The organism is Salinirubellus litoreus (assembly GCF_037335815.1).
In the GTDB taxonomy this organism is placed as follows: domain Archaea; phylum Halobacteriota; class Halobacteria; order Halobacteriales; family Haloarculaceae; genus Salinirubellus; species Salinirubellus litoreus.
In genome coordinates, this window is the sequence record NZ_CP147841.1 from 4,389,041 (window position 1) to 4,403,499 (window position 14,459).

At 67.7% G+C, this 14,459-nt stretch carries 11 protein-coding genes; 5 read left to right on the forward strand and 6 right to left on the reverse strand.

The annotated features are described in order from the left end of the window. Nucleotides 1-142: 142 nt before the first annotated feature. From WDJ58_RS21835 to WDJ58_RS21845, 3 genes are all read left to right on the forward strand, one after another. Nucleotides 143-1,147 (forward strand): dockerin type I domain-containing protein, encoded by a 1,005-nt coding sequence (locus WDJ58_RS21835; protein ID WP_338915425.1) that lies wholly within the window; start codon nucleotides 143-145, stop codon nucleotides 1,145-1,147. A gap of 438 nt (nucleotides 1,148-1,585) precedes the next feature. Next, on the forward strand, nucleotides 1,586-2,971 hold the full coding sequence (locus WDJ58_RS21840; protein ID WP_338915426.1) for a dockerin type I repeat-containing protein: 1,386 nt from the start codon (nucleotides 1,586-1,588) through the stop codon (nucleotides 2,969-2,971). A gap of 331 nt (nucleotides 2,972-3,302) precedes the next feature. Beyond that, complete coding sequence (locus tag WDJ58_RS21845; RefSeq protein ID WP_338915427.1) at nucleotides 3,303-4,682, forward strand: dockerin type I repeat-containing protein; 1,380 nt, start codon at nucleotides 3,303-3,305, stop codon at nucleotides 4,680-4,682. Between the two features lie 388 nt (nucleotides 4,683-5,070). On the opposite strand, the gene WDJ58_RS21850 is transcribed toward WDJ58_RS21845, so the two are convergent. The 4 genes from WDJ58_RS21850 to WDJ58_RS21865 all read right to left on the reverse strand — a co-directional run bounded on the left by WDJ58_RS21850 (nucleotide 5,071) and on the right by WDJ58_RS21865 (nucleotide 8,856). After that, a complete protein-coding gene (locus WDJ58_RS21850) occupies nucleotides 5,071-6,057 on the reverse strand; it encodes an aldo/keto reductase (protein ID WP_338915428.1) in 987 nt (328 codons plus the stop codon). Between the two features lie 87 nt (nucleotides 6,058-6,144). Further along, complete coding sequence (locus WDJ58_RS21855; RefSeq protein ID WP_338915429.1) at nucleotides 6,145-6,783, reverse strand: cyclase family protein; 639 nt, start codon at nucleotides 6,781-6,783, stop codon at nucleotides 6,145-6,147. A 232-nt stretch (nucleotides 6,784-7,015) separates the two neighbouring features. Beyond that, on the reverse strand, nucleotides 7,016-7,945 hold the full coding sequence (locus WDJ58_RS21860) for a hypothetical protein (protein WP_338915430.1): 930 nt from the start codon (nucleotides 7,943-7,945) through the stop codon (nucleotides 7,016-7,018). A 236-nt stretch (nucleotides 7,946-8,181) separates the two neighbouring features. Beyond that, the gene (locus WDJ58_RS21865; RefSeq protein WP_338915431.1) at nucleotides 8,182-8,856 is read right to left on the reverse strand and encodes an AIM24 family protein; all 675 of its coding nucleotides are present in this window, start codon (nucleotides 8,854-8,856) and stop codon (nucleotides 8,182-8,184) included. Nucleotides 8,857-9,073: 217 nt separating this feature from the next. Here WDJ58_RS21865 and WDJ58_RS21870 point away from each other — a divergent pair, with 217 nt between their 5' ends. Further along, a complete protein-coding gene (locus WDJ58_RS21870; protein ID WP_338915432.1) occupies nucleotides 9,074-10,315 on the forward strand; it encodes an MFS transporter in 1,242 nt (413 codons plus the stop codon). 37 nt (nucleotides 10,316-10,352) lie between these two features. Here the strand turns inward: WDJ58_RS21870 and WDJ58_RS21875 are convergent, their stop codons facing one another. Then, the gene (locus WDJ58_RS21875) at nucleotides 10,353-11,978 is read right to left on the reverse strand and encodes a hypothetical protein (RefSeq protein WP_338915433.1); all 1,626 of its coding nucleotides are present in this window, start codon (nucleotides 11,976-11,978) and stop codon (nucleotides 10,353-10,355) included. Continuing rightward, nucleotides 11,975-12,754, reverse strand: coding sequence for an ABC transporter ATP-binding protein (locus tag WDJ58_RS21880; RefSeq protein ID WP_338915434.1), 780 nt, complete (start codon nucleotides 12,752-12,754; stop codon nucleotides 11,975-11,977). The genes WDJ58_RS21875 and WDJ58_RS21880 overlap by 4 nt, the downstream gene beginning before the upstream one ends. 189 nt (nucleotides 12,755-12,943) lie before the next feature. Here WDJ58_RS21880 and WDJ58_RS21885 point away from each other — a divergent pair, with 189 nt between their 5' ends. Beyond that, nucleotides 12,944-14,437, forward strand: coding sequence for a hypothetical protein (locus tag WDJ58_RS21885; protein ID WP_338915435.1), 1,494 nt, complete (start codon nucleotides 12,944-12,946; stop codon nucleotides 14,435-14,437). Nucleotides 14,438-14,459: the final 22 nt, after the last annotated feature.

The following is a 14,459-nucleotide window of genomic DNA, read 5'->3' on the forward strand; positions in this document are numbered from 1 at the left end:
GATCGTACGAAACGTATCTGAACGACCTGATCCCAGTCAGTAAGGCGAATGGCGGTGGGTACCTGATCGCCTTCATCACGAACTCGTACGCCTGGGACCAGACGGGTCGACACAGTGGCGGCAAACCTACGGAAGCGCGGACATGGAGAGGAGAATCAGGTCCGTCGAGGCGGGATCGGGCGGATTTCTGTTCGTGGGCTCGGTAGACATACCGGAAACCTACAGCGGTGCTGATGTGAGCTGGGTGGCGAAAATAAGTGAGGAAGGCACGATAACGTGGCAACTCAGGAAGGGCCTCCTCGGTGATGTTCAGGGTGGGTACGGTGAGACCGCTACGGACGTTTACAGGATGGGGGATGGCAGGTATCTGATACGGGTCGGGCGATATCACCGCGTCGGGCTAGTCAGGATCGATGAAACGGGGACTATTGAGTGGAACCGTGAATTCAACGAAGCTTCCGAGTTCTTCGTGACGGACGAGGACTCGATCCTCGTGTCCGAGGTGTATGGCCCTGGTCTGACCAGAATAACCGCCGAGGGCACGATAAAGTGGGCGAGGGAGTATAGCTCCACAAACCTTCCCGACCAGGTCCTAGAGGGTGAAAACGGGTTCCTCGTCGCGAGATGGGGGAGCGAGAACATCTTGGAGATGCTCCGCGATGACGGGACGCGGCGGTGGTGGCGAACGTACGATCAGCGCTATACGGTAACGCACGCAGAGGGGGGCGGCTACGTCCTCTTCGGGACCGACACCGTGATCAAGATAGACGCGGACGGGACGACGGAGTGGGAACGGCCGCTCTACGCCCCCACCGACATCGAACACCTCTACCACCTGGACGACGGCGGCTACCTCCTCGGCGGTGGGGGTTGGATCGCGCTACGGGAGAACCTCGGCGACGGCATCGCGGTCTTGCCGGACGTCAACGGGGACGGCAACCCCTCACAGGATCCGGACGACGACGGGCTCTACGAGGATGTCAACGGGGACAGCAGCGTAGACGTGGGCGACGCACAGGCCCTGTACAACAACCGCGATTCGGGGGCGATCCAGATCAACGGCGAGCTGTACGACTTCAACAACGACGAAACTGTGAACGTCGGCGACGCCCAGGCGCTGTTCGCCGAGGTCACCGAGGACGACTGACGAGTCGGCGACGGGATGACCGACGAACCGTGGATCGGCTCCGTTCTGAAGCGACGGGTTTGCGACGCGGAACCACCCGGCTGATGAGACAGCAGTCGGGGGCACCAAGCGGAGGACCAGAACGAGTCGAAACGGTTCGTCGCGCTCTCGTTCCTCGACCGTACGGGCGCAGAGCGGTGCTCCCGGGCCGCCTGGAAGGGTGGAGAACCCACCGATGGAGGGCCGGCGCGCGCGCCAGGGCAAGCACTAAGTGTATTCTACGGTACCATCTATTACGGAAAAATGACACGTAAAGATAAGTTGATGTCCGTCGGTCGAAGACGGGTCCTTCGGGCCCTCGGTGGAGCGAGTGCCGGTATCGGTCTCGGCAGCAAAGGACTGACAGATAAAGTTGAAGACAATAATTCTGTCAGTAGTTTCCTCCACGCTCTCGGGGTCGTGAGTACCGACGATCGGGCCGCCGATAGCGGAGTGACGGACCAGCACGTAGGACAGACGGCCGACGGAAGCCAGGAGCTCGGGATACAGCAGCAGACGGGGTGGAATCGGTTCTTCAACCACGGGCTCGACGACCTGATCCCGGACACCGAGGCGAACGGCGGTGGCTGCCTGGTCGTCTACGACGACGAGGAGAGCGTGAAGAGATTCGACTCGCAGGGCGGGAAGGGGTGGGAGGAGTCGTACGGGACCCGCCTGCGTGATCTGATCCCGGTGAGCGAGGAGAACGGTGGAGGATACCTGATCGCCTTCGAGCACGAACTCGTGCGCCTGGGGCAAGACGGATCGACACAGTGGCGGCAAACCTACGGGGAGGAGGGCGTGGGTAGAGGGATCTACTCCGTTACCGAGGCGGGGTCGGGGGAGTTCGTCTTCGTGGGCAACACGAAGATAGATAGCGGACCCGGCGTGAGCTGGGTAGCGAAGATAAGCGAGGACGGCACGGTAACGTGGGAACTCGAGCAGAGCCTCCTCGGTAGTCGGCAGTATAACGGTCAGACTGCCTCCGATGTACACGGGGCGAACGGGGGCGGGTACCTGATAGAGGTCGGACGGTATCGCAGCCAGTGGCTGGTCAAGATCGACGAATCCGGGGCGATCGAGTGGAACACCGAGTTCGACGAGTATTCCGAGATCTACGTAACGGACGAGGGCTCCATCCTCGTGGTCGAGCTGGAGGACCCTCGTTTGCTCAGCGTAACCGCCGAGGGCACGATACAGTGGACGAACGAGTACGACACGCAGAACACCCCCGATCAGATTCTGGAGGGCGAAAACGGGATCCTCGTCGTGAGGATGGGGATACAGAAGCTCCTGGAGATGCATCGGGACGACGGGACGAGGCGGTGGTGGCGAACGTACGACCGGGCCTATATGGTCGCGCACGCGGAGCCGGACGGCTACGTCCTCTTCGGTCCCAACTCCGTGCTGAAGGTGAACCCGGACGGGACGACGGAGTGGGAGCGGCCGCGCGATGTTCCCACCGCCATGGATTATCTGTCCAATCTGGACGGCGGTGGCTACCTCCTCGGCGGTGGCGAGGGCCCGAGCTGGATCGCGCTACGGGAGAACCTCGCCGGCGGCGTCGCGGTCCTGCCGGACGTCAACGGGGACGGCAACCCCTCACAGGACCCGGACGGGGATGGCCGCTTCGAGGACGTCAACGGCGATGGGAGCGTGAACGTCGGTGACGCCCAGGCCCTGTACAACAACCGCAATTCCCCGGCGGTTCGGATCAAGAGACGGCGATACGACTTCAACAACGACGGGGCAGTGAACGTCGGCGACGCCCAGGCGCTGTTCTCCGAGGTCACGGACGATAACTGACCGATCGGGGGAAGCGGTGGGCGAGGACTCCCGGATCAGCCCCGTTCCAGGAAGGGGAGAGATTCACGGCGGAAGCTGGATTTCACTGATGTGGAAGAGATCCGAACCATCGGACGAGGGGCCTGGGACCCGGGACAGCTACTAAGTAAATTCACTACTACGGTCCAACACCAAAATGGCACCGAGAGATACTTTTAAGTCCGTCGGTCGGAGACGGGTTCTCCGGACCCTCGGAGGCGCGAGTGCAGGTGTTAGTCTCGCCGGCAGTGACGTAGCGGATCGGGTGAAAGACGGCGAAGCTGTTAGCAATCTTCTTCGTGCTTTCGGGGTCGTGAGCGCCGATGAGAGGGGCACCGATGGTGGGGCGCCGAACCGACAGGGAGAACGGAAAGCCAACGGGAGTCGGGGGCTCGGGATACAGCAACAGTCGGGGTGGAATCGGTTCTTCGACCACGGGCTCGACGACCTGCTCCCGGACACCGAGGCGAACGGCGGCGGCTGTCTGGTCGTCTACGACGACACGAGCGTGAAGAAATTGGGCTCGGCGGGCGAGAAGGAATGGGAGGAGTCCTACGAGACGAACCTGAACGATCTACTCCCGGTCAGTGAGGCGAACGGCGGGGGATACCTGATCGCCTTCGATCACGAGCTCGTACGCCTGGGACGGGACGGGTCATCCCAATGGAAGCGATCCTACGGGGACGAAGGCATGGACAGGAGGATCAGTTCGGTCATCGAGGCAGGATCGAACGGTTTCCTGTTCGCGGGTAGCACAAGAATAGACGACGACTGGGACGTGAGTTGGGTAGCGAAAGTAAGCGGGGACGGCGAAGTGACGTGGGAGCTCGCGAAGACCCTCCTCGGTAGCCGGCAGGCGTACGGTCAGAGCGCCAACCGCGTTTACAGGGCGAATAGCGGGTATCTGATCGAAGTTAGGAGGTATCACAGCCTCTGGTTGGTCAAGATCGACGAGAGCGGATCGATCGAGTGGAACCTCGAGTTCACCGAATACGCCGATATCTACGTGACCGACGAGGACTCCATCCTCGTTGCCGCGCTGTACGACCCTCGGCTGATCAGAGTGACCAGCGAGGGGACGATACAGTGGACGAAGGAGTCCGAATCCACGAACCTCCCCGAGCAGGTTCTGGCGGGCGAAGACGGCTTCCTCGTCGCAGGATGGAGTTCCTACAGGGAAAACTACGTCCTGAATATGCTCCGGGACGACGGGACGAGGCGGTGGTGGCGGGAGTACGAGCAGGCCTACACGGTCGCGCACGCGGAGCCGGACGGCTACGTCCTCTTCGGGACCGAATCCGTGCTGAAGGTGAACGCGGACGGGACGAAAGAGTGGGAACGGCCGCTCTACGCCCCCACCGACATCGAACACCTCTACGACCTGGACGACGGCGGCTACCTCCTCGGCGGTGGAGGTTGGATCGCGTTACGGGAGAGTCTCGCCGACGGCGTCGCGGTCCTGCCGGACGTCAACGGGGACGGCAACCCCTCCCAGGACCCGGACGGCGACGGGCTCTACGAGGACGTCAACGGGGACGGCAGCGTAAACGTGGGTGACGCCCAGGCCCTGTACGAGAACCGTGAATCCGCGGCGATTCGGATCAACGGCGAGCTGTACGACTTCAACGACGACGGGACCGTGAACGTCGGCGACGCCCAGGCGCTGTTCGCCGAGGTCACCGAGGACGACTGACGAGTCGACGGACGATGACTGACCCCCGAGCCGGGGACTCGGAGCAGGCCGACACGATTCGTCACGCTCCAGTCCCTCGATCCCGCAGGGGCAGGAGGAGCTACTGGGCCACTTGGAGGGCGAGGGGCCATTCGAACGGTACACGCTCCTCCCGTCCCTCTACGTGCCGGTCGTCGAACGGATGTCGGCGAGCGGTCCGACACCGCTGGCGCGAGCGGCGAACGACCGACCGGTCTCAGGAACGCTCTGCTCCGAACGCTTCGCTCGGCGTGCCGGTCGCACCACGTGGTAGCCCGACGGCCGGTCGGGTCGTATCCACCGATCGGGCGGGATCCGGTGCGTTACCGATTCCAGTCGGGGAGGACTCCCCTGCCGCGGTCCACTCGGCTCACTCGTGGCCGGAGATCCGGACGGGCTCGTAGGGCTCTTCGAGGTACGCGAGGTCGCCCTCGGAGAGCGAGATCTCGGTCGCTTCGACGATATCTTCGAGGTGCTCGATCCTCGTCGCGCCGACGATGGGGACGTCGACCCACTCCTTGTGGAGTAGCCACGCGATGGCGATCTGTGCCATCGACACCCCCTTCTCCCCGGCGAGTTCCTCGACGCGCTCGTTGATCTCGATACCCCCGTTCTCCCGGTACGGCCGACGCCGCAGGCTCGAACTCGTCTCCCCACGGGTGGTCGAGTGTATCTCCTCGTGTGGTCGTGCGAGGAACCCACCGGCCAGCGGTGCCCAGGGTATCACCCCGACGTCGTCGTCGAGACAGAGCGGGAGCATCTCGCGCTCCTCCTCCCGGTAGACGAGGTTGTAGTGGTTCTGCATCGTCGCGAACGGTTCGAGGCCGGGGGCGCGACCGGCGTCCAGGGCCGAAGCGAACTGGTAGGCCCACATCGAACTCGCGCCGACGTACGTCGCGTCGCCCCGCCGGACCGCGTCGGTCAGCGCCCGGACGGTGACCTCGATCGGCGTGTCGTCGTCCCATCGGTGGATCTGGTAGAGGTCGACGTGGTCCATGTCGAGCCGGTCGAGGCTGTTCGCGAGCTCCTGCTCGATCGTCTTCCGGGAGAGCCCGGAGGAGTTCGGGTGCGGGTCGGCCGAGGCGTCGTTGTACACCTTGGTGGCGACGACGAGCTCGTCGCGGTCGTACTCGCCGAGAGCGTAACCGAGGACGCGCTCGGAGTCGCCCCAGGAGTAGCTGTTGGCCGTATCGAAGAAGTTGATCCCGAGGTCGATCGCCCGGTCGACGATCGCCCTGCTCCGTGCCTCGTCGACCGTCCAGTCCCACCGCTCGCTGGAGTCGAGCCCGAGGGTGTTACAGCCGAGACCGATCTCGCTGACGCTCATGCCGGTGCCACCGAGGGTGGTGTACTCCATGACGGTGAGACAGCCATCGTCACGATAACCGCATCGGTGGGTGGGGGAACGACCTGTCGGGGGCGCGGGACCGTCCGCCGGTCCGGGTCAGACCCGTTCCGCGACGACCCGGGCAGGGGAGGCCTCCAGCCCCACGAGCGGCAGGGGGAGGCAGGTCAGCTCCACCGTCTCCTCGTCGGCGATCCCGTCGGTGTTGCAGAGGTACTCGACGACCGGGACGCCGGCACCGAGGATCGTGTGGTGGACCGGTCGCTCCGGATCGTCGAGCCCCTCGGTCAGGAAGTCGTTGGCGACGAGCGACACCTCGCGCTCGACGAGCCAGTCCGCCGCGTCCTCGGTCAGGACCGACGCCGCCTCGAAGAACGACCCGTCGGGCGGGAGCGCGTCGACGTCGCCCGTGACGAGGACGAGACGCGCCCCGGGGTCGAGCGACGGGGAGACCTCGTCGAGGACCGCCCGCGAGATCGGCTCGCCGCGGTACGAGCGCAGGTCGAGTACCGTGGCCGGGCCGACGAGCGTCTCCAGCGGTAGCTCGTCGACGGTGGCCGTGCCGTCGATGTAGTGTGCGGGGGCGTCGATGTGGGTCCCCGAGTGCGTCGTCGCGGTGAACTCGTGGGAGAGGTGGCCGTCCCGCTCGTACGTCCGGATGACCGTCGACTCGAACGCGGGGTAGTCGGGGAACGACAGCATCCCGGGCTCGACGGGGAGCGTGAGGTCGATCTGCATATCGGACGGAGATACGCCGGTCGAAGCATCAATCTTCGCGGCCCGGGACTCGGAGTCAGGCCGGTCACGTCTCCAGCCAGGGGCGGTCGTCTCCGAGCCAGCACCGTCGGCGTGGTGGGTACGCGGTAGAGCGTGAGGCGGGTGTTCCGGACGCGAGTGCGCCTCTCTCCGTGAAGTGTCGTACCAGACACACACGGACCGCTGATCGCGGTCGTGGACGTCGGCCAGGCGCTTACCAGCCCCGAATCCCGGCCTCGAAGACGACCACGACGATCCGGTTAGCCAGCAGCAGTCCCGCGTACGCGAGGGCGGGAACGAGGATCGACCCGGACCGGTCGTAGGCGTAGGCCGCGACGCCGAGCACCGCGAGCTGCGTGGCCGCGTACAGTCCGCCGGCGACCGACTCGATCGCCACGACCCCGGAGAGGACGACGATCGCGCCGAACACCAGTACCGGGACGTACCCGAGATACCGGAGCCGGTCGCGGTCGATCCGGTCGCTCGCGTACAGGGCCACGGCGAGCGAGAGCGCGAGGACGACCGCGCCGACGAGCCTCCCCGGATCGGGGACCGTCGCCAGTCGCCCGGTGCTACTCACCATCACGAACCCCGTCATCAGTGTCGTCAGGGCGACCGCCGCGTCCGCGTCCACGACCGCCGTGAAACTTCCCTGGACGAGTACCTGACAGACCAGTACGAGCGCGGGGACGCCGAGGACGAGCCCCAGCGCGGCGACGGACAGGACGGGTAGCACCGGCGCATCGGCGGCGACGGACGTCTTCGTCAGCGAGCCGTACGGAACCCCGGTAGCGAGGCCAGCGAGCTTGGTGAGCGCGACGAGGAGGACGGGCGTGAGCATCGCGAGGGCGGCCACCGGCAGGTCGGCCGCGGTCGGGAGCCGTAGCCCGATATCGATACCCCGGAGGGCGGCGTACGCGCCGACGAACACGGCGAGTCCTGCGAGGAGGACGCCGCCGTTCACCAGTCCGGCGACGAGCAGGCCACCCGGCACCGGCGGCGAACCGAACACCGTGGGGAGGAGTTCACCGACGAGTTCCCGCCACAGGTACACTCCGACCAGCGCGGCGGTGACGATCCCGAATTCGGTCGCGACCGGGTGCTCGGCGCGGGTGAAGGGGTGGGGGCGAGTGCGGAGGGACACGGTCGAGATACCGCCGACTCGTATTTGTTACTTGACCGGATATCGAGCGGGGAGCGGAGTCGTGCTCGGGACCGGATTCGGTTCGCTATCGGACGCCCGAGCGGTGTCACTCCGGTCCCACGGCGGGAACGAAAGCGGCGCTCGAACGCCGATCTCGTCGTATCCGGGAGTTCTCTACGTCGTGACGTCCGAGGGGATCGGAACGACGGGGCGGCCGCCCGTGTCGCTGTCCGACGTTACTGGTTTCCGGCCTGGGTCACGGAGCCCTCCTCGTTGGGCTGGACGACGACGAACCCCTCCGAGCCGGTGAACGCCATCTGTAGCGCCTCGCCCGACGTCTGGCCGATCTCGATCGTCTTGTTCGTCTCGATCGACGGCGAGAGGTTCGTGCTCCACGCGACGGTCGCGTCCGGATCCGTGAAGACCGGCGGCGTCATCACGAGCGGATCGCCGTGCGTCGTGATGGCGACCTGTCCGGGGCCGGTGAGGTAGACGTTCGTCAGCCCGCCGGCGGCGACCCCCGAGAGGCTACCGACGGTGTTGATCTCGTAGTCGACGCCGGATTCGAACGCGAGGACGTCGTTGCCGTTGACCGAGATCGACTCGCCCTCGTCGAGGTCGAGCACCTGGACCTTCTTGCCCTGCTCGGCGACGTAGACGTGTCCGTTCCCCTCGGCCTCCATGATCGGGGTCCCCTCGCTGCTGACCGCCTCCTTGATGAAGCCGGTGATCCCGCCCTCGGCGGACGCCTTCCCCGTGAAGGTGATCTCGCCCGTGTAGGCGATCATCGAACCGGCCTTGATCATCACCGTCCCGTCGACCGGGATATCGAGCAGCCTGTTGTTCTCCTTCTGGAACCCGTCGCCACCCTCCGCGGGGGCGTTCGATCGCGTGAACTCCTCCAGGTCCATGTGTACGAATTCCGTGTGTCCCGGGAGGACATAGGGCCAGTGGACGCTCAAAACGACGCTTGTGGGAGTGAGTAGCACGACCACGTCGCGGGTGCGAGGTGGCCCTGCTCCTGCCCCGTCAGGTGGTACCGAACCGCGGCCAGGGGCGCGGTTCCGCGATCCGCCGGACGTTCGGTTCCGGAATTCGTATTACCCGCGAGACGGACCGCCGAGCCGGATGGAGGTCACACACGACCGGCTGCAGTTCTCCTCCCTCTACACGACCCGGTTCGCCGCCAGTTTCGGCTACATGACGGTGCTGACGCTCCTGCCGACGTACATCGACGCGCTCGGAGCGACGGGGCTGACGATCGGGCTGTTCATCACGGCCCTCGAGGTCGCGCGGACGGTCGGGATCGTTCCCCTGGGGTGGGCCGGCGACCGGTACAGCAAGGGGACGGTCCTCGTCGTCGCGCTGGTGGTGAGCGCGCTGGCCTACTTCGTCTTCGCGGGGGTGACGACCGTCGACGGGTTCCTCGCCGCACGAGTCCTCCAGGGGCTCGGCCTCACCGGCACGGGGCTGTTGAGCCTCGCGCTGGTGGGCGAGCTGGCACCGGACGACAGCCGGGCCAACCGCATCGGCCGGTACAACGGCTTCCGGATGGCCGCCGGTATCGCGGGCACGCTCGGTGCCGGCCTCCTCTACGCGCTCACCGGGTTCACGGTCCTCTTCGGGCTCCTGACGGTCCTCCTGGTGGTCGCGGCGGTGAGCGTGTGGGCGTTCGTCGACGGCGACGAGACCTCCGTGGAGGGGTTCGCGTTCACCGACCTCGCGCTGAACCGGCGGATCGTCACCCTGACCAGCTTCCGCGCCCAGTACGCCGTCGCCGTCTCGCTCGTCCGCAAGTGGGTGCCGATCCTCGTCGGGGTCTCGGCCGCACAGGGCGGGCTCGCGTACGGGACGGTCGTCGTCGGGGCCGTCCTCGCGGCCGAGCAGTTCACGAACATGCTCTGTCAGCCGATCACGGGGCGGTTCTCGGACCGGTACGGCCGTGCGCTGTTCGTCTTCGCCGGCGGCGGAGCCTACGGGCTGATCGCGCTCGCCTTCCCGTTCGTGTCCGCGTTCGAGGGTCTGTTCGCGGTTCCCGTCCCGGTCGCGGGCGAGGTGACCGGTGCCGTCCTGGCCGCCGTCCTCCTGAACGGGCTCCTCGGCGTCGCGGACGCGTTCCGCGAGCCCGCGAGCATGGCCCTGTTCGCGGACGAGGGGAAGGGCGAGGGGATCGCCAGCAGCTTCGGGGTCCGGTCGCTCGTCTGGAAGCCGGGGAGCGTGCTCGCGCCGCTGGCGGGCGGGTGGATAATGGGACAGTTCGGCATCGAGTGGGTGTTCTTCGCCGGCGGGCTCGCCGCGCTCTCGGGCGTCGGGACGTTCCTCGCCGTCCTGTCGTGGGACCACGGCTCACGCGCCCTCCAGCAGTGGTGAGCTCGTCGACGCTACTCGCCCGCCATCGAACGACCGCTCAATCGAGGACGTAACGGCGATAGCGTCGGCGCGAGTACCGGTACGAGAGGGCCGGAACGCCGACGGTCAGGAGGAGGTAGACCCCGAGGCCGACGCCGAGGAGCCCCGACGGGGAGAGGTCGCCGGCGAGACCGTACCAGACGATCACGAGGCCGATCAGGGTCCCGAAGATCACGACGAGCGAGTAGCCCATCATCACGAGTATCGAGGGGGCGACCGTCTCCGTCCCCCAGAGCTCGCGCTCCTCGTAGATGGGGTACGCACAGCCGAGCCCGAGCGCGAACAGCGCGGCCAGGAGGCCGAGTCCAGTCCCGAGGAGTGCGAACGCGATCCCGTGGAGCGGTCGCGTCCCGGCGGCGATACTCAGGAGCGGGACGAGCGCCGAGAAGGGGAGGCCCACGGCGAGCCCGGCGAGCACCCGCCCGCGGAGGAACGTCCGCGGCGCGGTCTCGGTGAGCAGCACCAGCGGGAACTGCGGGCGGTCGTCGCCGAGGGGGTTCAGCCCGAACGTCGCACCCGAGAGGTACACCCCGGCCAGCACGCCCGCCCCCGCGACGAGCAGCGGGAGCTGTTCGCGCGAGGCGTCCGTGAAGAACGTCCCGCCCAGCGGCCCGGCGAAGAACACCAGCATGAGCAGGTGTGAGAACTCCTGTGGCTGTCGGACGGCCCGGACGAGGTACCCCCAGGCGATGCGGCCGGCCTTGGTCGACGCGAACGGCCCCGGCGGCGAGAACCCCCCGGTCGAACCGCGCGCCGCCGACCGCTCGGCGGTCGCCCCCTCCCGGGCCGGATCGTCGGTGAACCAGAGGGCCGTGGCCTGTCGCTCGGCGGCCGCGAGGCCGACCGGCGTGAGCACGATCCACACCCCGAGGAGGGCCACCGCGTCCGGGGTGACCGCGGCCGAGACGGGCGTGCCGAGGAACCCGAGGGAGAGGTACTCGACCAGCGGCGCGAACGAGAGGACCGACAGCAGGGCCTCGACCGAGACGTCCCCCTCGACGAGGTACCGGGCGGCGACCTGCGAGAGGACGACGAGGCCGACGAGCGCGAGGACGCCGCCCACCTTGAGCAGTCGACGGAGCGTCGGCAGCCGCCGGAGGGCGCGGAGGCCGCCGATCCCGGCGGCGTACCCCCAGACGGCCGCACAGCAGACGAGCGGCACCATAACGACACCCCCGGTGAGGAGGAGGCCCGGTGATCCCAGGCCGAGGGCGAACGCCGCGACCAGGGCCGCAAGCGGGACGCCGAACCAGAGCAGCAGCCGCGAGACCTCGGCGGTGATGAGTCCGACGACGACGGCCCGCGGGTGGACGCTCGTGAGGAGCAGGTCCTCGGCGTCGGCGCTCCCGAACCGCTCCATCGTCCGCAGCGCGGCGAGCAGCACCAGCCCGACGGGCAGGAGCGTCGCCGCCGGATCGAAGTACGGGATCGAGGCGATCGACCGGACGCGCCCGCCGAGCAGGTAGAACACCGGGAGCATGGACAGGAGCGTCCCGCCGAAGAAGAGGAGGGCGAAGGCGAGTCCGAGCAGTCGCCGGGCGTCGCGGGAGTAGCGTCGCACGCTCCGGACGAACTCGGCGCGGCCGATGCGACCCCCGTGACGGAGGTCGTGACGCAGGCTCATCCGTCCGCCCCGGGCGTCGATCCGCCAGAGACCTCGCTGGTGACGGCGAGGAAGGCGTCCTCGAGCGTGCTCGTCGCTCCCGTCTCCGCGCGCTCCTTCACCTCGTCGGGCGTCCCCTCGGCGACGAGCCGTCCGTCGAACAGCACGCCGACCGTGTCGGCCACCTCCTCGACGACGGGGAGGATGTGCGTCGAGAGGAAGACGGTCGTCCCCGCCTCGGCGAACCCGGTGATCGACTCGCGGATGGTCCGTGCGGCCCGGGGATCGAGCCCGCTCGTCGGCTCGTCGAGGAACAGGACGTCCGGCTCGTGAAGGACGCTCTGGACGAACGCCGTCTTCTGTCGCATCCCCTTCGAGTAGGACTCGATTCGCTTGTCGGCGTCCCCGGCCAGTTCGAAGCGGTCGAGGTACTCCTCGATCCGGTCGTGGGCCGTCCCCCCGGGGACGTCCCGGAGGTCGGCGACGTACTCGAGCTGTTCGCGAGCGCTGAACTCCTCGTACAGCGGCGGCGTCTCGGGGAGGTAGCCGACCCGGGAGACGAGCGCGCGGCGGTCGGAGACGGGCGTTCCCGAAACCCTCGCCTCGCCGGACGTGGGGGTCGAGAGGCCGGTCAGGAGCCGCATCGTCGTCGTCTTGCCGGCCCCGTTCGGCCCGAGGAAGCCGTAGACCGTACCTGTAGGGATGGATAGCGAGACCCCGTCGAGCGCGGTCTCGGAGCCGTACGTCTTCCGGAGGTCGGTCGCCTCGATGGCGACGTCGGTGGTCGTGGAGGGCATGAGGGTAGCCGGGAGTTGTCAGGACCGGTCCCTATACGTTACGAACGTCGGCAGTCCGAGGATCGGGGGCGGGCCCGCTCCGGGTGACCGGGCACCTCTGGAATCGGACATCAACAGAAATAAGTTACTCTATCGAAACACGTCGCCCGAGATGGTCCCCGAGCAAGCCCCTCCCCCAGAGTCGTACAGATGATCGGCCGTCCAGCGCCCCGCTCCGAGTCGACCTGGTCGATTGTCGCCCTCCTGCTGGTCCTCGCCGCGGTCGCCCCCTTCGCGGCGGGGACGGCGTCGGCCGCGTCCGACATCGCCATCACCAACGTCACGGTCTCGACCGAGCAGCCGGCCCCCGGCCAGCTGGTGGAGATCCGGACGACCGTCAGGAGCGCCACGAACCAGTCGGAAGCCGTGGAGATAACCGACGTGTACGTCCGACCCGAGGGCGGCTCCGGCGAGAAGGCCCGCGTCGAGGACGTCGGGACCGTCACCGGCGGACGGAGCCTGACGGTCCCGCTGACGGTCGCGTTCGACGAGGCCGGCGTGAAGGACCTCCGGGTGTTCGTGGCCGGGCGGACGCCCGACGGCGAGTTCGTCCAGCGGAAGTACCCCCTGACCGTCGTCGTCGGTGGCGACGGCCCCGGCCTGAACGTCGAGGCCGAGAACCCGAGCGTCGGCGGCGAGACGGCGGTCTCGGTCAACGTGACCAACGGCGCGGCCGAGGAGATCCGCGACGTACGCCTGGTCGTGAACGGCTCGAACGTCGACGTCGAGAACCCCCGGCGTATCGCGGCGGTCCTCGAACCCGGCGGCGAGCGGTCGTTCACGTACGCCACCACGTTCCTGCGGAACGCCTCGAGTACGCTGGACGCGACGCTCCGGTACACGACCGCGGGCGGACAGACCCGGACCGTCTCCGAGCGCGTGACGGTCGGGACCGACCGGCTCTCCGCTACCGGCGAGCGGCCGCAGGTCGAACTCTCGGTGCGGGAGGCGGTGCCGGGCGCGACCCGACCGGTGAACGTCACGGTCGCCAACGGTCTCGACCGCGAGGTCCGCCAGTTGCGGGTCGTCGCCGCCTCGCAGGAGGCCGAGTTCGAGGTCACCGAGCGGGTCCGGGCCAACGTCTCGGCCGGCGAGGCGGTCACGCTGAGCTTCCCCGCCAGCGTCGAGGCGGCGGGCACCTACCCGGTGAACGTGACGCTCGCGTACACGGACGAGGGCGTTCGCCGCCAGGTGACCCGGACGTTCGAGGCGTCGTTCGGCGCGCCGCCGAATCCCGCGGAGGTGACCCTGACGAGCGTCGAGGCGGTCTCGACCGGCGGGACCGTCGAGATCTCGGCGACCGCGGGTAACGTCGGCTCCACCGAGGCCGAGGCCGTCGTCGCCTCCGTCGGGAACGCCTCCGAGGTCGAGTCGGCGGACTACTTCGTCGGGAACATCGACGCGAGCGACTTCTCCTCGTTCACGCTCCGGGCGAGCGTCGACGGGAACGTCTCGTCGGTCCCGCTCGAGGTCCGGTACGTCGTCGACGGCGTCGAGCGAACCACGACCACCGAGGTCCCCGTCGAGCGGCGCGTCGTCGACCGACCCGCCCCCGAGAGCGGCGGCGGGTTCCCGGTCGTCCCCGTGGTGGGGCTCGTCGTCGTGATCGTCCTCGGCGCGGTCGGCTACCGAAAGTGGCGGTGACCGACCGTGCCGGCAGACGATC